General features: G+C 65.0%; 17 protein-coding genes and 1 riboswitch. Of the genes, 8 read left to right on the forward strand and 9 right to left on the reverse strand.

The annotated features are described in order from the left end of the window. Positions 1–16: 16 nt before the first annotated feature. The 8 genes from QNO08_RS07260 to QNO08_RS07295 all read right to left on the reverse strand — a co-directional run bounded on the left by QNO08_RS07260 (position 17) and on the right by QNO08_RS07295 (position 6,950). The gene (locus tag QNO08_RS07260; RefSeq protein WP_229966807.1) at positions 17–295 is read right to left on the reverse strand and encodes a hypothetical protein; all 279 of its coding nucleotides are present in this window, start codon (positions 293–295) and stop codon (positions 17–19) included. A 6-nt stretch (positions 296–301) separates the two neighbouring features. After that, positions 302–1,696: an aromatic ring-hydroxylating oxygenase subunit alpha gene (locus QNO08_RS07265; RefSeq protein ID WP_229966806.1), complete on the reverse strand. Its 1,395-nt coding sequence runs from the start codon at positions 1,694–1,696 to the stop codon at positions 302–304. A gap of 104 nt (positions 1,697–1,800) precedes the next feature. Next, positions 1,801–2,112, reverse strand: a complete 312-nt coding sequence (locus tag QNO08_RS07270; protein WP_229966805.1) for a ferredoxin — start codon at positions 2,110–2,112, stop codon at positions 1,801–1,803. Beyond that, positions 2,102–3,385 carry an NADH-ubiquinone oxidoreductase-F iron-sulfur binding region domain-containing protein gene (locus tag QNO08_RS07275; protein ID WP_229966804.1) on the reverse strand — a complete coding sequence of 428 codons (1,284 nt, stop codon included), beginning with the start codon at positions 3,383–3,385 and terminating at the stop codon, positions 2,102–2,104. Before QNO08_RS07275 ends, QNO08_RS07270 begins: the two co-directional genes overlap by 11 nt. Then, positions 3,382–3,762 (reverse strand): Rieske (2Fe-2S) protein, encoded by a 381-nt coding sequence (locus QNO08_RS07280; protein ID WP_229966803.1) that lies wholly within the window; start codon positions 3,760–3,762, stop codon positions 3,382–3,384. The genes QNO08_RS07275 and QNO08_RS07280 overlap by 4 nt, the downstream gene beginning before the upstream one ends. Next, a complete protein-coding gene (locus QNO08_RS07285) occupies positions 3,762–4,910 on the reverse strand; it encodes an amidohydrolase family protein (RefSeq protein ID WP_229966802.1) in 1,149 nt (382 codons plus the stop codon). The genes QNO08_RS07280 and QNO08_RS07285 overlap by 1 nt, the downstream gene beginning before the upstream one ends. Before the next feature lie 17 nt (positions 4,911–4,927). After that, the gene (locus QNO08_RS07290; RefSeq protein ID WP_284155653.1) at positions 4,928–5,872 is read right to left on the reverse strand and encodes an amidohydrolase family protein; all 945 of its coding nucleotides are present in this window, start codon (positions 5,870–5,872) and stop codon (positions 4,928–4,930) included. A 136-nt stretch (positions 5,873–6,008) separates the two neighbouring features. Then, entirely contained in the window at positions 6,009–6,950 is a 942-nt protein-coding gene (locus tag QNO08_RS07295) for an alpha/beta fold hydrolase (RefSeq protein WP_229966800.1), read from the reverse strand. Between the two features lie 143 nt (positions 6,951–7,093). On the opposite strand from QNO08_RS07295, the gene QNO08_RS07300 reads away from it, so the two are divergent. Beyond that, on the forward strand, positions 7,094–8,371 hold the full coding sequence (locus QNO08_RS07300) for a TetR/AcrR family transcriptional regulator (protein WP_269439213.1): 1,278 nt from the start codon (positions 7,094–7,096) through the stop codon (positions 8,369–8,371). Here QNO08_RS07300 and QNO08_RS07305 read toward each other — a convergent pair. Beyond that, the gene (locus tag QNO08_RS07305) at positions 8,271–8,825 is read right to left on the reverse strand and encodes a hypothetical protein (RefSeq protein WP_229966798.1); all 555 of its coding nucleotides are present in this window, start codon (positions 8,823–8,825) and stop codon (positions 8,271–8,273) included. The two genes, QNO08_RS07300 and QNO08_RS07305, sit on opposite strands and share 101 nt — an antisense overlap. A 105-nt stretch (positions 8,826–8,930) precedes the next feature. Here QNO08_RS07305 and QNO08_RS07310 point away from each other — a divergent pair, with 105 nt between their 5' ends. From QNO08_RS07310 to QNO08_RS07340, 7 genes are all read left to right on the forward strand, one after another. Next, the gene (locus QNO08_RS07310) at positions 8,931–9,248 is read left to right on the forward strand and encodes a hypothetical protein (protein WP_229966797.1); all 318 of its coding nucleotides are present in this window, start codon (positions 8,931–8,933) and stop codon (positions 9,246–9,248) included. Positions 9,249–9,354: 106 nt separating this feature from the next. Continuing rightward, positions 9,355–9,500: riboswitch (FMN riboswitch) on the forward strand. A gap of 103 nt (positions 9,501–9,603) precedes the next feature. After that, on the forward strand, positions 9,604–10,287 hold the full coding sequence (gene pnuC / locus QNO08_RS07315) for a nicotinamide riboside transporter PnuC (protein ID WP_229966796.1): 684 nt from the start codon (positions 9,604–9,606) through the stop codon (positions 10,285–10,287). Continuing rightward, on the forward strand, positions 10,288–11,418 hold the full coding sequence (ribD, locus tag QNO08_RS07320; protein ID WP_229966795.1) for a bifunctional diaminohydroxyphosphoribosylaminopyrimidine deaminase/5-amino-6-(5-phosphoribosylamino)uracil reductase RibD: 1,131 nt from the start codon (positions 10,288–10,290) through the stop codon (positions 11,416–11,418). It abuts the gene before it with no gap. A gap of 9 nt (positions 11,419–11,427) precedes the next feature. Further along, the gene (locus tag QNO08_RS07325) at positions 11,428–12,093 is read left to right on the forward strand and encodes a riboflavin synthase (protein ID WP_229966794.1); all 666 of its coding nucleotides are present in this window, start codon (positions 11,428–11,430) and stop codon (positions 12,091–12,093) included. Then, positions 12,090–13,385, forward strand: a complete 1,296-nt coding sequence (gene ribB, locus QNO08_RS07330) for a 3,4-dihydroxy-2-butanone-4-phosphate synthase (RefSeq protein WP_229966793.1) — start codon at positions 12,090–12,092, stop codon at positions 13,383–13,385. The genes QNO08_RS07325 and ribB overlap by 4 nt, the downstream gene beginning before the upstream one ends. A gap of 66 nt (positions 13,386–13,451) precedes the next feature. Next, positions 13,452–13,934, forward strand: a complete 483-nt coding sequence (ribH, locus tag QNO08_RS07335) for a 6,7-dimethyl-8-ribityllumazine synthase (protein ID WP_229966792.1) — start codon at positions 13,452–13,454, stop codon at positions 13,932–13,934. 208 nt (positions 13,935–14,142) lie between these two features. After that, positions 14,143–17,427 carry a hypothetical protein gene (locus QNO08_RS07340; protein ID WP_229966791.1) on the forward strand — a complete coding sequence of 1,095 codons (3,285 nt, stop codon included), beginning with the start codon at positions 14,143–14,145 and terminating at the stop codon, positions 17,425–17,427. Positions 17,428–17,439 lie beyond the last annotated feature (12 nt).

Below are 17,439 nucleotides of genomic sequence, written 5' to 3' on the forward strand. Positions count from 1 at the left end.
CCTGTTTTTGGACGCATCATTCGCCTCGCCGGACTTCATCAGGAGTTGGACCAGCCAACTCGGCTTCGAGCTTCGCCCGCCACAGTGCCCGGGCTTCGGGCCCCTCCAGGGCGCTGATCCGCGCCTCGAGATCTCCTACGATTTCCAGCAGTCCGAAGACAGCCTTTCGGAGCACCAGTTCGTCCGACCCGTTGATCCGGTTCCGGTCGATGTCGATGAGCTTGGCGCCCAGGGCGCGCGTAAACGGTGCGTCCTGGGCGAGACTGAGATCCTGTGCGGTGTTCTCCGTGAACATGACTCCTCAGAGCTCCGCTGCCAGCCGGCGGTCAAGCTCTTGATGCATGTTCGCGATCGTGTTCTCCCAAAGCTCGGACAAGGTCGTCTGGGTCATGGTCTGGTTCTTGATTCCACGCTGCATGCGTTCCAAATTGGCGAAGTCCTGCCGGGGAATCAGCCCCCAGTGATCGGCGTCGTCCTTGTCGTACCTGCCGGCGAGGGTCAGCCGCCCGTCCTCGTGGCCGTCGGGGTAGGTCGTCAGCGACCACACCTCAAACCGGCACCAGTCAGGGTCATCGTTGTACGGACGGATCCGGTACGCGAGGCAGTTCGTGTACATGGGCAGCATCAGGTAGTTCGGAAAGAGGTGGATGTCACCGCCCCACATCTTCATGACCTCGGGAGTGAGTTCGGGCGCCTTGATGCCGGCCCCGGCCCAGAACTGGAACAACGCGGTGAGTGCTTTCTGCGTGTATTCCGGCGTGCTGGTGTCCATGCCCCCGGCAACCGATTCGAAGACGGTGAGGTCGCGTTCCAGCGTCATCGCGTCCTGACCCTTTTGCAAGTTGCGCGCCGACTCGAGGAAGTCGGCCTTTCCGCCGTATGACTGGCGCGCATCGCCGCTCTGGAAACGGCCGTGACCGTTGAGGAACGCCGTGTATGCGACGTTCTGCTTGTTGACTTCACTGTCCATATCGCCGGCGTAGGTGTAGAGCTGCGGGTGGGTCTGCTTCACGTGCCAACCCTCGAAGAACGCTTCCTGAGCGAGCTTCCAGTTGCAGTTGATGATGGCTTCCTTCCACCACTTCGCCCGCATGTTCGGCACGCCCATCCGCTCCAGGATGTTTGCGGCCGGAAACAGCCCTTCCAGCAGCGGAGGGGCATTCAGATCCAGATTGACCCAGACATGGCCGCCCCACGTATCGCACTGTGCTTCCCGCAGATTGATGTTGTCCGGGTTCAGGCTTTCCGTATCAAAGCCCTCCCGGCCGAAGACGTGGCTGATCGAACCGTCGGTCTTCCAGCGCCACCCGTGGAACGGACAGACGATCTGGTCTCCTGCGAATCGGCCGCAGCCTTTGCCGAGCTCGGTGGCCCGGTGCCGGCACGCGTTGTGCAGTGCCTTCACACTCATGTCGGGCTGACGCACGATGAGCAGGGATTGACCGACGACCTCGTACTCCACGAAGTCGCCGGGCTGGGGGATCTCCTCCTCGCGAGCAGCCATCTGCCACACATGGGGCCAGAGGTGCTTCTTCTCGAGCTCGAAGAACTCCCGCGAGTAATAGCGTTCCGCCGGAACATGCAACGAGTCGCCCATGTGGTGGGGGACCTTCGCATTGACATCGTCACCGTTCGGGCCCAAAGCGATCGCAGACTCGATGTTGTCGGCGGGGAGATGATTGGTTGTGGTGGTCATCATTAACCTCACTGTTAATAGTTCCAATCTCAACGAAGCAGCCTCCGAAGAGAACCAGATGTTTGCTCAGATTCGTTTGTGGAATGGCGTCGACCGGCAAGTGTTCATCGTTGCTTTAAGCGCTCCTTCAGTGGCCATTTCGCGTCCGGGCGCCCGGACCTCGAAACGCCCGGGTCTCCGCCCAGACGCTCCGGGTGCATGTCCGCGAGATCGAGGATCGCGTGTGCCGGACAATCCAGGATCGCCCGGCGCACGCCAGCCTCCTGCTCCGGCGGAATCTCACCGTCCCTCATGAGTGACGGGTAACCCCAGTCGTCGAGGGAAAAGATCTCCGGCGCGTGCAACGCGCACGCACCGAAGCCGTCACAGACCGTCCTATCGAGTTTGATGCGCAAAATTGCCTCCTCAATATCCATGGACCGCGAACGGTGCGGGTAAATGCTCACCTTTGGTAATGCAGGACGAGCATTCGTCGATCAGGTGGGATTGGACGGCATCCGGGAACTCCCGCAGGAGAGTTGCAGCAGCATTGGTTGCGCCGTCCAAGGTGCCGCACGCCCCACGGCCCCGGAGGCCGGCCGCCCATTGGCGCAGCCGGTCGATATCGGGTTCCCGGGCTCGGCCAAGCCGCAAGCCGGTGACAACGGCGGCCATGGCGGCTGTTCCGTTGAAGCACGAACCGCATTGACCGGCGTTGTTGGCCGCGAAGTACTGGAGAACTCCGCCGGCGACGGTCACTGGACAGGTGTGCTCGTCAAGGACGCCGACCGCTCCGCACCCCAGGCCGCTGCCCGCGGCAGCAACCGCGACGTACTCAAGAGGAAGATCCAATACGCGGGAGGAAAGGAGCCCCGCGAAGTAGCCTCCCATCAGCGCACCCGTGACCGGGGCATCGTGCCCGCGCCACGTCAGCACCTCTCGAAGCGTGACACCGAACGGCACCTCCGCCAGGACGGTGCCGCCCGACGTCGAAAGCGTCATCAGGTAGGTCCCGGTTGAATCGTCGGTTCCCACCGAGCGGTACCAGGCGCTGCCCCTGGCATGGATCAGCGGCAGATTACTGAGCGTCTCCACGTTGCTCACCTGAGTGGGCCGGTCGTCAACGCCGCGCTCGAACGGACGCGGCGGCTTATCGGAGGGCAGTGCCGGGCCGCCGTTGAGGGAACGCACGGCAGCCGTTTCCTCTCCCGCCACGTACGCGGGGGATACCCGGTGGACGGTTATGTCGGGTCCGTTCCTTGCCCGACCGGGATACTCCAAGAGCGCGCGTTCAATGCTGTCGGCAGCCAAGGGGTCCGAGAGGTATACGTACGCTCGCTCCGCACCCGCCATAACGGCAGCGAGCCGCAAACCGTCAAGGACCAGGTGCGGACGGTTGCGCAGCAGCCACTTGTCCTTGACGGACGACGGCTCGCCCTCCTCGCCGTTGGCAATCACAACCGGTGCAACACTGCCGCCCCGCACAGTGGTTATCTTTCGGGCAAGAGGGAACGCTGCTCCGCCGCGTCCCCGCAGACCCGCGGCAGTGACCTGGTCGAGCAGTGCGTCAGGGTCGAGCAGAGGCGCGTACCCGCCGCCGTCCAGGTACGCGTTCACGTCCTCGGCACCGTCGAGGCGAAGGAGGCGTGGCTCGATCGCCGGATAGACGGCAACCGGAACACCCACAGTGGTACCCGCCGGGGCGCTCACGCGGTGATCACCACTTGGTCGCCGTCGATGCGGACCGGGTAGGTGCGAATGCTCCACTCGGGCTTGACGGTGGTTGTTCCGGTGGCCAGCTCGAAACCCCATTGATGCCAGGGGCAGTAGATGAACTCGCCCTCACGGCTTTGCCGTGCTCCGCCGGGACGCTCCTGGTCGACGACGTTCGTTCCGCGGGTGCGGCCAACGCACAGCGGGCCGCCCTCGTGCGGGCAGTAGTTGGCAATGGCATAGAAAACTCCGCGCACGTTGTAGACGCCGACTCCATAACGCCCTATCGGGACGACCTTGTGCTCACCCGGGGGGATCTCGTCAACGGTCGCGACGACATGCTCGCGGCCCCGGGGGAGTTCAGTGCGTGCCATCAGAACGCCCTCACCTGTCCTGCGAGAGCCCCCACGCGGCTCGGCAGCCCGAACAGATCGATCGCGTTCTGATGCATTACCGCGTTCCGCATGCGCTCCGGTATGTGTTTGGCCAACCAGCGGGGCTCGTCGAAGGTCCAGTGCGGATAGTCGGAAGAGAACAGCATGATCTTGTCGGCCTCCATCCATTCAAGCGACCTGGTCAGCTCAAGCTTGTCCTCGGGGTAGTCGAGCGGTTGTGTGGTGAACCAGATGTTCTCCAACACATATTGGGAAGGCTTTTTGCTCAGGCCCGTCTCCTTGCCGCGAGCCGCGTGAATGGCGTCCATCCGCCACATCAGTGGCAATATCCACGAGAAGGCGTGCTCGATGAAGACGATCTTCAGAGTCGGAAACCGTTCAAAGACGCCGTCGAAGATGAGGCTCATGACCTGATTGGCCGCGAGCATCGAGTACGTGACCATGAAGTCGTGGTTGTAGGTCATGAACCCGACCGGGCTCATCGGCAGAAGGTTGTGCAGCCCCCGGCTGAGATGGCACGCCACCGGAATGCCGTGCTTGACAGCGGCCTCCCAGACCGGGTCGTACTTGGGGTTTCCCCAGGAAGGTCGCGGCTCAGCATAAATCAGGACCTGTTTGAAGCGCTCATGGCCGGCCCAGCGCTCAATCTCCCGCGCTGCCCGCCCGGGTTCGGTGATGTTGGCGCAAATGGACCCGTAGAACCGGCCGTGCCAGTTATTCACCGGGTCAAGCCACTGCGCCTCCTGCCAGAGGTTGGTGGCCGCAGCCATCGCAGTCACCTCTTCCTCTGTGTCACCCATTCCACCCGTCGTGGGACCGAGCATCACCACGTCGGATCCGGAGTCGAGCACCAGCTGACGAAAGGCCAGATCCGGGTCCGAGCACGCGAACTCCCCATCGTCCGGGAACGAATCGACCCGCATGGCCTTCGAGTGGTGGAAATCCGGCGGATCGTAGACCAGTCCGTTGTTGGCCCCCTCCGCCTTGAGCGCCTGTTCGCGCGCGATCCTCGTATCGAGGTATTCCGCCAAGGCGCCCCGCCGCGGCGTTGGATGGACATCGCAGTCCACGACCCTAACGGGCACGGTCTGCGTCTCCGCTGTCTGGGGGATCTCTGTCTGTGTCATCTCAGCCTCCTTCGGCATCACACGGTGGCGGGAACATGGATCCCATAGAGTTCGGCGGCGTTGCGCCAGAGCACTTTCTCGCGTTGCCGCCGCGTCCATCCGGACGGCAGCGAATCCACGGTCGAGCACTGCCAGTCGGGGTAGCTCGATCCGAACATGAGCATGTCCTCCTTGCCCGTCATCCGAAGCCATTCCGACGCGTACTCGACGTCACCCGGCCCGTCGAGCGCGCCGTTGACGAACCAGACATGCCCGGGAAGATAGTCACTTGGCATCCGGGGCGACCAGGGCGTCTGCTCCAGGTGCGGCCGGCCGAAGGTGTCCATGCGCCACATCATGGGCGTCAGCATGTCTGCAGCGCCGTCGGCGAACACGATCTTCAAGTCGGGGAACTCCTCGAAGACCCCTTCGGCAATCATGTTCATGAGGTGGTAGACGAAGTTCAGCGGCTGGAACCCCACGAGCTGCGGGTAGGTCCGCGCTGTTCCGTTGGGCGTGGGCGGGTGCGTGATCCCTTGCCCCATCTCCCAATGGACCGCGACCGGCAGTCCGCTTTCGACTGCCGCACGCCACAGCGGCTTGTAGTGCGGCCGGCCGTACGGCGCCTGAGTCTGCATCGGCAGGGCGATCTGCACGATCTTGGGATGGGCGGCCCACCGATGAATCTCCTTCACGGCGGACTCGATGTCGTTGGGATTGACCCGGATTGTCCCGAGGTATCGGTCGGCATACGTTCCCGAGTCGAGCCAGCGTTCCACCAGCATCCGGTTGGTCGCCTCGTGGATCGCCGACTCCAGATGCCAGTCCGGCAGTACGCCGACGGTCATCGGATGCAGGATGGCCAGGTCGAAGCCGCGCTCGTCGAAGATCGCCCTGCCCACCAGATCGGGGTCGGAGCCGGCGTGTGCCGCCGGATCCGGTTGTGAGCCGCTGACGTACCGCCCTCCGAGAGGCGCCGTCAAGGTTGTGTCCGGTGTCGGAAAACCGCGGCTCGCCCAAGGCTCACCGAGATAGTTCCGCAGCTCCTGGTCGGAGGCGAAGAATGTGTGCACGCTCGCGTCGATGCGAGGGCAGCCCGTGACGCTCGGCTGCGTTCCATCAGATTCCATGTGGACCAAAGTATTGCTCCGAAAGGGTTTGCACAAGACCCTGTCCTACTCGCTCCGGATTCCCGTCGATGAAGTCAAGAAAGCTCGGCACGGCATCCATCCAGGGATCGAAGATGCTGCCCTGCCCCGCGTCCCTGGCTTCCTGGGCCCGCTCCCATGCGTCCTCGGGCCACGGGGGATCAATCAGTCGGGAACCGCCAATCAGGGAGTGCACCTCGAGGGATGTCCGTTTGGGGTGATCGATGTCGGCCTCCCCGCCGCGCACGATCAGCGTCGGAACGGAGATGGACTTCATCTGATGGTCGGGCACTCCGGGAATGGCCTCCGTGGCCTTGGGCACATACGCTTCGAGCCACCGCCACATGACGCGCTCGAAATCCTCAGCCCCGATATCGATCAGGCGCTGACGGTTGCGCGGATTGTCGGCAACGAGGTCCGCCCAGCTGCCCGCCAGCCCCCGCTGGGTCAGCACGCCGGGGATGCCGCTGCGTCGAACGGTGCGAATCTCACTCATGATGTACACGTTGGCCAGGCTCATCGATGCGAACGCCCCGCCGACGATGGACCAGACGATGAGCTTGCGCACGAGTTCCGGATGCTCGATGGTGAAGACGATCGAGTCGCGTGCGCCGCCTGATCCGCCGAGGGCGATGACGGGCCCGAGGTTCAGTTCGCGGACCATTCCCGCCAGGGTCTCGGACCGCATGTGGGATTCCGATGCGCCGAACAGTTGCACGTCGGAGCGCCCCGTGTTGGGCCGGTCCCAGATGAGTACGCGCTTCCCGGCCGCCGCCAGGGCCTCGGCGAACGGGCGCACGCCCGGGTAATCCTTGCTGAACCTGCCGCCGGGCGTCACCGTCAGCACATCACCGCCCTCCGGCCCGAGCAGCTCGTACTCGACGATTCCTCCGTTGATCTCGATTTGCGCCACGATGCCAGCTCCTCTCATTGGGCGCACGTGCGCCACGTGCCCGAACCTAATTGTTGCTCCGCCTTGAGGGCAAGTACTTTGGGGAAACGGGTTTGGCAGGGCCGGCCCGTGCGCCAGGATGCGGGGTGCGGGATAATGGCCGGATGGACGGATCACGGGGAAGCAGCACTGCGGGGGATACGGCGGTTGGCCGAACTGAGGAGATCCGACAGGTCGCTACCAAGCTCTTCGAGCAATCGGGGTATTCATCGACCACGATGACTGACATCGCAACGGCTGTCGGAGTGCTCCAGGGCAGTCTCTACCACCACTTCGACTCCAAAGAGGACATCGCGCTCGATATCCTGCAGGACTTTCAACGTGAGCTCACTGCACTGGCCGATGATCTGTCGAGCAGGCTCCGCACCGGAATTGCCGACCCGCGGGATCAGCTGGTCGAGGTGGCCACCGCGGTCACGGATCTGTCGCTGCGCAGCAAGGCCGCGCTCCGGCTCATCGCTTACACGGCACCCAGCGCCTCCTCGGAGCGCTTCCGTGCAGCACGGGAATGGCAGACGCCTGGGCTGGAACGTGTCTGGAAGCGAGCCGTTCAACAGCTCGTGCCCGATCCCGATCCCCGGACTCAGGATGCGGGCCTGCTCCGATTCGCCCTGGACAGTCTCACCCTGCATTCGGCGGTCAACCCTCCGGGAATCGAGGAGGCGGGCCGCATCGCGAATCTCCAGACCGCGATGCTCCTCGATGGCCTGACTTCCGATGTCCCACCGGATGAAGAACTGAACCGATCCGAAGCGCTGCAAGCCGCGAGGCAGGCGATCACGACGTGGAAGGAGCCCGGCACCCCTTCGGAGCCGGCAAGCCGGGACCACATCGTGGCTGCGGCACGCGTGGAGTTCGCACGGCGGGGATTCGATGCCACGACGGTCCGGGACATTGCCGATGCAGCGGGAGTTCGCATGGGGACTCTGTATCGGCGGGTCGGGTCCAAAGAAGAACTCCTGGCGGAGATCCTCACCGCCTATGAACGGCACATGGACGGTGCGGTGCGCAGTGCACTGACGACCGGCACCTCCGAGGCGGCCTCCTTGGACGCACTGGCCCTCGTGATGGTGAGTGCCAAGCGCCGCTTCCGGCTGGAAACCGAGATCGTCAAGCTCACCGATCCCTGGAGCAAGCCGGGCAACCAGGCGATGCAGGCCTACCACGCCAGCACCCGCGCGCGGCTCCGGCTTTTGGAAGGGGTTCTCGAGCGGGGAGCTGCGACGGGGGCCATCCGTTCGCTTGGCGCCCCGGCCGCCGTCGGTCCGCAGATTCGTTACATCAGCTGGGTACCGTATCAGGATTTCGCCCGGGCGAGCCCGGCACGGGCCCACCGTTTTCTGCGAAACTCCCTGTTGCGGGGTTTCCTGCAGGAGAAATAGCGTCGACGAGTTCGATTCTCACCGTTTCGTTGAGGGCGGCCTCGAGCGCTGTGTGCACCCGGCTCTCCGGCACCCGGCGCATGTCCGCGCGCGCCAGGGTCACAGTGACGTCCCCGCTGCCGTCGGCTTCATCGCGGCTGACCGCCCCGGAGAGGCCGAAGCGCTCCAGAACGGCCCGCGCGTCGTCGTCCGTTCCGCGGCTCACATAGGTCACGACGCCGAGCCGAACCGGAACGCCAAAGGCGGTCGCGCAGAGCGACAGGAGTTCGCGGTCGCCCCAATCGGCGAATTCGCCCTCACGGAGCAGCGCAAGTTCGGTTGAACCCTGCTCAGCGTGCGCGGCCGTGTGCTCAACCAAGGCGGCACCCCGTTGGCGCAGATAGGCGACGCCAGCGGCAAATTGCGCAGTTTCCAGAGTCGAGTCGAGGATGATCCTTACCACAGCAATGGGCATCGTTTCATCGTAGCGGCCGCCTACTCTGGAGCAAACAGTTGATTCACGCTACTCTTCGAAAAATTGTGGGACATCCGTCGCACACGAATCCGCAAGGGAGCAATGGTGGACAACAACAACAGCGGTGTCCTGATGGTGACGACGACGCCCCGTCCGGGCATCTCGGATGAACACTTCAACAAGTGGTACGACGAGGTTCACATTCCCGAGATCCTCGAGCGCGTTCCGGGGGTCGGTTCCGTCGAACGCTTCCGCTGCCCGCAGGGTGAACCGGAGGTTCGGTTCCTTGCGATTTACCGCACAACACGGCCGGCGGCCGAGGTGCTTGAGGCCCTGCGCGGTGCTGCGCTGTCGAGTTCGGCCGAGATGCTCGACATGGAAACGCATCCTCCGGTGGTGGCCCCGTTCGATGCGTTGGGCTGAGGAAACCGGAACCTGACGAGGAAACAGGCCAATGTGACGCAGGTTACTTGAGTGTTCAAGGGAATTGGCACTCAGCCGGTCTGACTGTGCAAGAATAAAAGCAACAATCGTGCTCCGGGGTCGGTGTAATTCCGAACCGGCGGTTATAGTCCGCGACCCGCACTGCAGCTCCCGAACCCCGGGAAAAGCGGTGCGGTTGAACTGGTGAAATTCCAGTACCGACAGTTAAAGTCTGGATGGGAGAAGCACGTGCAGTTTGTTGAACCGACGGTTAAACGTCCCCGCCCGCGCGGACGTTTCTGTCGATGCACCGTACTGTCGTACCCCGGAGCTGCCGCTTAGGGATAGGAACGACATGGATTTTTTGCGGTGGCTCTTTGACGCTCAGGTACCGGTGGGGTCTTCGTCCCTCCTGGTGCGTGAAGTTGTCGGCAACATATTCGGGCTCCTCAGTGCCTTCGGCGGCATGCGCCGTAAAATCTGGGCCTGGCCGGTGGGCATCATCGGCAACGCCCTGCTCCTGACCGTGTTCCTCGGCTCCCTCTTTGGCACCAGCGATTCCGCTACGCTGCTGGGCCAGGCCGGACGCCAGGTCATGTTCATCGCCGTCGCAATCTACGGCTGGCGGCGCTGGAAACAGAGCCAGGACGACGGCGGCGAGGCCGTCACGCCGCAGTGGGCCTCCGGCCGGGAACGGATCGGACTGGTCACCGTTCTGCTGCTCGGCACCGTAGCCCTCACCCCGGTCTTCGCGCGTCTGGGGTCCTACGAACCGGTCTGGGCGGATGCCTGGACCTTCGTGGGTTCCCTGCTGGCCACGTACGGCATGGCCAAGGGCTGGGTTGAGTTTTGGCTGATCTGGGTGGCCGTCGACGTCGTCGGCGTACCGCTGCTCTTTAGTACCGGCTACTACGCCACGGCGTTCATGTACCTGTTCTACGGTGTCTTCACACTGATCGGTTTCTTTGTCTGGTGGAAAGCCAAGAACAATGAAAAGCCGAAGGTGGACGTCCTCATGCCTGACCCGAGGGTCCGCTAGATGGGGCCGGAAACACCGGACGGCCGGAGACGGAACCCGCCGGCAGGCGCCGGTGGGGCGGCCGCGGCGGAAACCGGAGCCATGATTCGGGCGCTGGAGCTGGCACGCCGCGGGATCCGCGGCGCCAACCCGCTGGTCGGAGCGCTGATCCTGGATCCGGCGGGCCAGGTCCTGAGCAGCGGCTTCCACCGCGGTGCAGGCTCGCCGCATGCAGAAGCTGCCGCGCTGGCCGCCGCCGAAGCCGCAGGCATCGACGTCATCGGCGCCACCATGGTGGTGACGCTGGAACCGTGCAATCACACGGGCCGGACCGGCCCCTGCTCGCAGGCCATAGAAAAGGCCGGCATTGCCCGGGTGGTGTATGCCGCCGCGGATTCCACCGCTGAGGCAGGCGGCGGAGCCGCAGCGCTGTCCGCAGCCGGTGTGGAGGCGGAGGGCGGCCTGATGGCTGCCGAAGCCGTTGAGCTGAACCACCGCTGGATCCGGGCAATGGGGGAGAGACGGCCTTTCGTGACCGTTAAAACGGCACAAACCCTCGACGGCATGACCGCAGCCGAGGACGGCACCAGCCAGTGGATCACCGGCAGCGCCGCCCGCGCCGACGGGCACGGGATCCGGTCTCGGGCTGACGCCGTCGTCGTTGGCACCGGAACCGTGCTGGCCGACGATCCGCAGCTGACGGCGCGCGACGCCGAGGGGCGGACGGCCGAGCGGCAGCCGCTGCGCGTCGTCGTCGGCTCCCGGGCGGTGCCCGACGACGCCGCCATCCGCGGCAGCGACGGCCGCTTCCTGCAGCTGGCTGAACACGACCCGGCGGCGATCTGCCGGAAGCTGTATGCCCGCGGGGTCCGGCACCTCATGGTCGAGGGCGGCGCCACCGTCACGAGTGCTTTCCTGCGCGCCGGACTGGCCGATGAGCTGGTCGCCTACGTGGCGCCGCTCCTGCTCGGCACGGGCACATCGGCGGTGAGCGGCCTCGGCGTGCACACCCTCGCGGACGCCTCCCGCTGGCGCTGGGACGAGACCGGCGCCGGCCCCGCCCGGCTCGTGGGTTCCGACCTGCGGCTCCGACTCGAACCGGTGCCTGAACCACCAAGCAACGAACGACTTCCCAGCGGCAAACGAACGTAAGGATGACACGTGTTTACCGGAATTGTGGCTGAACAGGGCAGCGTTGAATCCCTGAACCCGAATACCTCCGGCGACTCGGCGGTGCTGGTCATCAGCGCCCCGCAAACGGGAGCCGGGCTGGAACTGGGCGGTTCCATCGCCGTGAACGGTGTCTGCCTCACGGCCACGGCTGTCGACGGCGACCGGATTTCCCTGGACGTCATCGGCGAGACACTGAATCGCACCACCACCGGCAGGCTGCGCCCCGGCATGCCCGTGAACCTGGAACGCTGTGTTCCGGCCGGCGGGCGGCTGGACGGCCACGTCGTCCAGGGACATGTCGACGGCGTCGGCGAGCTGCTGGAGCGTGAAAACCTCGGCAGCTGGGAGCGGCTGCGCTTCGCCGTGCCGCACCGCCTGGCCCGCTACATCGCCGAAAAGGGCTCCATCGCGGTCGACGGCGTGTCGCTCACCGTGACCGAGGTCAGCGACGCCGGCGAGCCGGAGCAGTGGTTTGAGGTCGGCCTGATTCCGACCACCCTGGCCGAGACCGGGCTGGGCGCCCTTCAGCCCGGGGGAGGGGTCAACCTGGAAGTGGATGTGCTGGCCAAATACGCCGAACGGCTGCTCGCCTTCACCAATCCCAAGAAGCCGGCCCACGAGGTTGGCGGCGCTTCGAATGGAGGCGCCGCATGAGCATCCGGCTCGACAGCATCGCGGCAGCCGTTGAGGCGATCGCCGCGGGCCGGCCCGTCGTCGTCGTGGATGATGAAGACCGTGAAAACGAAGGCGACATCATCTTCGCCGCGCAGCACGCCACGCCCGAGCTGATGGGCTGGACGGTCCGTTACAGCTCGGGGGTGATCTGCGTGCCGCTGCCGGCCGCCTACGCCGACCGGCTGAACCTGCCGCCCATGACGGCAGTAAACGAGGACGCCAAGGGCACCGCCTACACGGTCTCCTGCGACGCGGCCGAGGGCATCACCACCGGCATCAGCGCCGCGGACCGCGCGGCGACCTCCCGCATCCTGGCCGATCCGGCGGCCGCCGCCGCCGAGCTGACCCGGCCCGGACACATTTTCCCGCTCCGGGCGCACGACGACGGCGTCCGCGGCCGCCGCGGCCACACCGAGGCGGCGGTGGAGCTGGCCCGGCTGGCCGGCTGCACCCCGGTGGGAGTCATCGCCGAACTCGTTCATGACGAGGGAGCCATGATGCGGCTGCCCGCCCTGCGCGAGTTCGCCGACACGCACGGCATCCCGCTGGTCTCCATCGAGGACCTGGCGGCGCACTTGGACACGATGGATCGGGCGGGGACCCCCGTGACGTCCGCCGCCGTCGTGCCCGGGCCGGAAGTCCAGCTGCCCACCGCCTACGGCGACTTCACCGCCCGGGCCTGGACGGACCCCCGCACCGGCGCCGAGCACATGAGCGTCTCCGCGCCGGGAACCGGGCTGCAGCCGGATGCCGCCGGAGCCGGGAGCATCGGTAACGGCACCGGTGCGCCGCTGGTGCGGCTGCACTCGGAGTGCCTCACCGGCGACGTTTTCGGCTCGTACCGCTGCGACTGCGGCGAGCAGCTGGAGCAGGCCCTGGAACTCATTCACCTGCACGGAGGCACCGTGATTTACCTGCGCGGGCATGAGGGGCGGGGGATCGGGCTGGCGAACAAGCTGCGGGCCTATGCGCTGCAGGAAGCCGGCGCCGACACCGTGGAGGCGAATGAGCAGCTGGGCCTGCCGGTGGATTCCCGCGACTATGAGGCCGCCGCGGACATCCTGCACGTCCTGGGGCTGAACCGGATCCGGCTGCTGAGCAACAACCCGGCCAAGCGGGACCGGCTGCAGCACTTCGGGATCACGGTGGAGGCCATGGTGCCCTCGGAGGTGCCCATCCGCGCCGAAAACGAGCGCTATCTGCAGACCAAGCGGGACCGCATGGACCACCATCTGACGCTGCTGCGGACCCAGCCGGTGCGGCAGAGCTAGCTGCGGCCTTCTCCTTCTCCAACCACCTTCCCTACCAGCCACCTTCACTACCAAGGAGCAGAACCCATGAGCGGACACGGCGCACCCGATAATGACGTCAGCAGCATCAAGGCACAGGCACTGGAGATTCGTGTGGCCATCGTGGCCGCCAGCTGGCACACCGAGATCATGGACGGCCTGATTAACGGCGCCCTGCGCGCCGTGGACGACGCCGGGCTGACACCGAAGCTGATCCGGGTTCCCGGCAGCTTCGAACTCCCGGTGGCCGCCGCCCGGTTGGCACCGCACTATGACGCGGTGGTGGCGCTCGGCGTCGTCATCCGCGGCGGCACCCCGCACTTTGACTACGTGTGCTCGGCCGCGACCACCGGCCTGACCGATGTCAGTGTCCGCACCGGCACGCCGATCGGCTTCGGCGTGCTCACCTGCGACACCGAGCAGCAGGGCCTGGACCGTGCCGGCCTGCCCGGGTCGTCCGAGGACAAGGGCTACGAAGCGGTCGCTGCCGCGGTGAACACTGTGGCTGCGCTGCGCGGCGCCGGGGTCTAAGAAGGAGTGTCCCGGCGGCTCATCTCCGCTCCGACGGAAAGCCCGCCGTTCATCTGCCGAGGATGACCACTCCCGGGAAGAAAGCTTGGCAGTTGAAACACCATGCAGCCCCCGGCTATTGACTCGGTTTAGGGTGCTGAGGATCCTCAATTCTTACCTTCTCGAATGGCGGGGAGGCAGTTGGGGAACTTTCCGAGGACGGTGCCGCATGGGCCAGCCTGACGATGACTCACGAGACGAACAGGCAAGGGTGGACGCCCGCCTTTTGCGGACAGAGGACCTCATCAACCTGCGGTTGGAGGCGTTGGACTGCACTCTCGAACCAACTGAAGCCGGCAGCGAACTGGTGGCCGGTCCCGATGCCTCCCTTGTCTTGACTTTCCCGCCCCAGCATTTGGGTGAGGAAGCTTGGCCGGTGCATCCGGATCCGCCCGAGAAGCCCACGTTTCCCTCCCGCCATATCGCGGCTGGCCCTTCAAGGCTTGTTTATGCTGTCCCCGAGGGCACACGCATCCCCTTCACGCTTGCTCAGCTGCTCGAAGCGCTGCATGGACTGCACCTGCGCGTTTCACCCAACGCAACGCCTGCCGGACAGGCCGGCGACGGCGGACTACGGCCGCCGGCAGAGCTGGAGACGGCCATCGAAGCCCCCTACCACCTCATTGTGTCGCCGAGCGAGCGCGGGACTTTCCGACACCCCAGTCTTCCGCAGGGCCCGCCGGGTTCAGCAGAAATCTGGCGTACCCACCTTTCGGTGCGGCCGGACGCTGGGACAACCGATAACGCTGAACAGCACATTGTTCGCGCCTTATGGAACCGCGACGAAGACGCTCCGCCCCCGGGTTTCAGGCAGCCGCTGTCGCGGGAGGATCGTGATGCCCTGGTTGCCCAAACCAACGGCGGCGAGCCCGCCAATGCCCGGACTCCGCTGCAGGTCAGCCATCTGTCACTGTCAAGTCTGGGCGCGTGGTTCGACTGGAAACAGTCCTGGGAGTTCCCGGCAACCATCGTCGACTACCGCCATCAGGCTTATATGGGCCGGGACGGATATGTGCGGGTGGTGTATCCGGGATTCCTGTTCCCCTTCGGCCACCGGTGCGTGCTGGTGGAAGTTACCGAGCGTGAGGTCAAACACCGCGATAACCCAGTGGCCTACCTATGGACGCGCTGGTTCATCATGGTGCGCCAGCCAACCCGGTCCTATCCCGAGGCGGACCGGGACAATCCGTTCGGACTCGTCACCATCAGTCCGCTTGTCACGCCTGACCTGGATCCGCCGTCCGGGGACCAAGAACCGTTCATACCCACACGCGGCGGAGTTCCGTTCGCCTTTACGCTCAACACCGCGGACCGTGGAGGAATGGTGTCGTCCTGGGCCGCGCCGCTGGTTTTTGTGCGAGCGGGCATGGACGAGGGCCAGGTTTTCCTGACAAATCCCGAAAAGGCGTCGTCGACATATTTCCAGGTGAGACGGATCCAGGGGCGCGGGCAAGGCCTCGCCGCAGCAAAACCGGTCAAGGCCGGAGATACTTCCGTTGAGGTCGTGCACCTGATCTTCGACGGGGAGATCGACGTCGACAATGTGACCAGCAGGCCGTTCCTCACCGAGGCGAGAGCCATCCTCCCATCAATGCGGCACCTGGCGCCGCAGGCGCCCGCCGTCGACGTTGAGTTCGCTAAACCGTACCTCGATCACGGACTACCACCCCGGGAGCTCGACGGAAAACCGGTGCCCGGTACGCCCAATGCCGGCGAACTCATCCTCAGGCTCAAGGACAAACCGGCCGCAATAGATTTCAGCAGCGGATCGGACCGGTCCGGGGGATTCGTTGCACCCAATGTCTTGGTGAAAGGCATCTCACGTGCGTTTGGAGCCGTTGGCGAGAGCGGCGACGTCCCCTCCGCGTTCGACTCCGGCACCTTTGACCCCAAGTCTTTCCTGTCAGGGGCGGCGCCCAAGCTGTTCGGTCTGTTCAGCTTGCTCGACCTGCTCAAGACGGCGGGTTTCGATGAGACCCCGGCCTTTGTATCCGACGCAATCGATGCCGTCACCAAGCTGCTCACCGAAGCCCAACGCCTTCGAAAAGCACTCGACGGGGCGCAGGCACGCCTTGCAGACGAGGTGGCCCAAGCCGCCCACAGCGGTGCGCAGGCCGTCGCAGAGCATGCCAAGGAACAATTGGAGGCAAGGGCCGGATCACTGAAAAATGACCTCGACGAGCTCATCGGAGCCGTTGCCGGGCTGCTCGAAACCCCGGGGGCGGACAACGCTGTCGCCGTGAGAGAAGGTGCCAGTGCAGTTGCCGCGCACCTGCAGACTTTCCTCACCGATGTCAACGTGCCCGGCATTCCCGTGGCAGTCCGCACGGCGCTGGAGAAGCCGGCCCGCACGCTGGAAACTCTCACAGGCATGGCCCGGGATGCTGAAGGACTCGCACAGTTGCTGCAGGGCCTGGCCGGGGGGCAGATCACCACACGGCTTCACTGGGAACCGGCCATTCAAGCCTGGCGAACGCCCGGCTCGTCGGGGGTGCCCAACGTCTTCAAGCCCAAAAACGAACAACACGCATTGCGCATCGATGTTGAGGTCCGGTCCTCGGCGAGTGGGCCGCCGGGGGTGGACATCGCCGCAGAAATCGTTGACTTCGACCTCAACCTGATCGGTGACGGACCCACAGGGCTGATGAAGCTAATGTTTCGGCGTCTTGGGTTCCACGCGGGCTCGGACGGCAAGACGGAAGTCGACATTGTTTTTGGCGGCATCAGCTTCCTCGGGCCGTTGTCCTTTATGGACCGGCTGCGCGAGCTCATCCCGTTTGATGGGTTCTCGGACCCGCCCTACGTGGATGTCGCACCGGCAGGGGTGACGGCCGGATTCGACCTCACGCTGCCGAACGTAGCCATCGGTGTATTCAGCTTGGAGAACATCTCGCTGGGCGCCGATGCCCGTGTCCCGTTCCTCGGGGATGCACTGACGGTGGGGTTCTATTTCTGCACCAAGGACGCCCCGTTCCGACTCACTGTCATGGCCATTGGCGGCGGCGGATGGCTGGCGCTGCGCGCCTCACCCAAAGGCCTGGTGCTGTTGGAGTTGGGCCTGGAGGCTGCAGCGTCCCTTTCGGTGGACCTCGGCGTGGCATCGGGGTCGGTTTCCATCGCAGTTGGCGTCTACCTCCGGCTGGAGGCTGACAACGGCATGTTGGCCGCGTACTTCCGCATCCGGGGCGAGGTGGAGGTGCTCGGCCTCGTCAGTGCATCCATCACGCTGGAGCTCTCACTCACCTACCACTACGAGACCGGCAAGCTGATCGGCAGGGCCTCACTGGTGGTCGAGGTCGAGGTGTTGTTCTTTTCGGCTTCCGTGGAGATCACGGTGGAACGCAAACTGGCGGGCTCGAAAGGGGACCCGACGATGTACCAGATCATGCCGCCCGATGAAGACGGCATGAATGCCGACTGGGCACGATACTGCGACGCATTCGCACCGGCCTAACCGCTTGCACCG

The organism is Arthrobacter sp. zg-Y820 (assembly GCF_030142155.1).
Lineage (GTDB): Bacteria > Actinomycetota > Actinomycetes > Actinomycetales > Micrococcaceae > Arthrobacter_B.

What these genes read in the sequence shown, in the direction of transcription:
- QNO08_RS07260 (WP_229966807.1), bottom strand. Translation starts at nt 295, where the DNA reads ATGTTCACGGAGAACACCGCACAGGATCTCAGTCTCGCCCAGGACGCA.
- QNO08_RS07280 (WP_229966803.1), bottom strand. Translation starts at nt 3,762, where the DNA reads ATGGCACGCACTGAACTCCCCCGGGGCCGCGAGCATGTCGTCGCGACC.
- ribD (WP_229966795.1), top strand. Translation starts at nt 10,288, where the DNA reads ATGGGGCCGGAAACACCGGACGGCCGGAGACGGAACCCGCCGGCAGGC.
- pnuC (WP_229966796.1), top strand. Translation starts at nt 9,604, where the DNA reads ATGGATTTTTTGCGGTGGCTCTTTGACGCTCAGGTACCGGTGGGGTCT.
- ribH (WP_229966792.1), top strand. Translation starts at nt 13,452, where the DNA reads ATGAGCGGACACGGCGCACCCGATAATGACGTCAGCAGCATCAAGGCA.
- QNO08_RS07285 (WP_229966802.1), bottom strand. Translation starts at nt 4,910, where the DNA reads ATGACACAGACAGAGATCCCCCAGACAGCGGAGACGCAGACCGTGCCC.
- ribB (WP_229966793.1), top strand. Translation starts at nt 12,090, where the DNA reads ATGAGCATCCGGCTCGACAGCATCGCGGCAGCCGTTGAGGCGATCGCC.
- QNO08_RS07300 (WP_269439213.1), top strand. Translation starts at nt 7,094, where the DNA reads ATGGACGGATCACGGGGAAGCAGCACTGCGGGGGATACGGCGGTTGGC.
- QNO08_RS07270 (WP_229966805.1), bottom strand. Translation starts at nt 2,112, where the DNA reads ATGGATATTGAGGAGGCAATTTTGCGCATCAAACTCGATAGGACGGTC.
- QNO08_RS07340 (WP_229966791.1), top strand. Translation starts at nt 14,143, where the DNA reads ATGGGCCAGCCTGACGATGACTCACGAGACGAACAGGCAAGGGTGGAC.
- QNO08_RS07305 (WP_229966798.1), bottom strand. Translation starts at nt 8,825, where the DNA reads ATGCCCATTGCTGTGGTAAGGATCATCCTCGACTCGACTCTGGAAACT.
- QNO08_RS07265 (WP_229966806.1), bottom strand. Translation starts at nt 1,696, where the DNA reads ATGACCACCACAACCAATCATCTCCCCGCCGACAACATCGAGTCTGCG.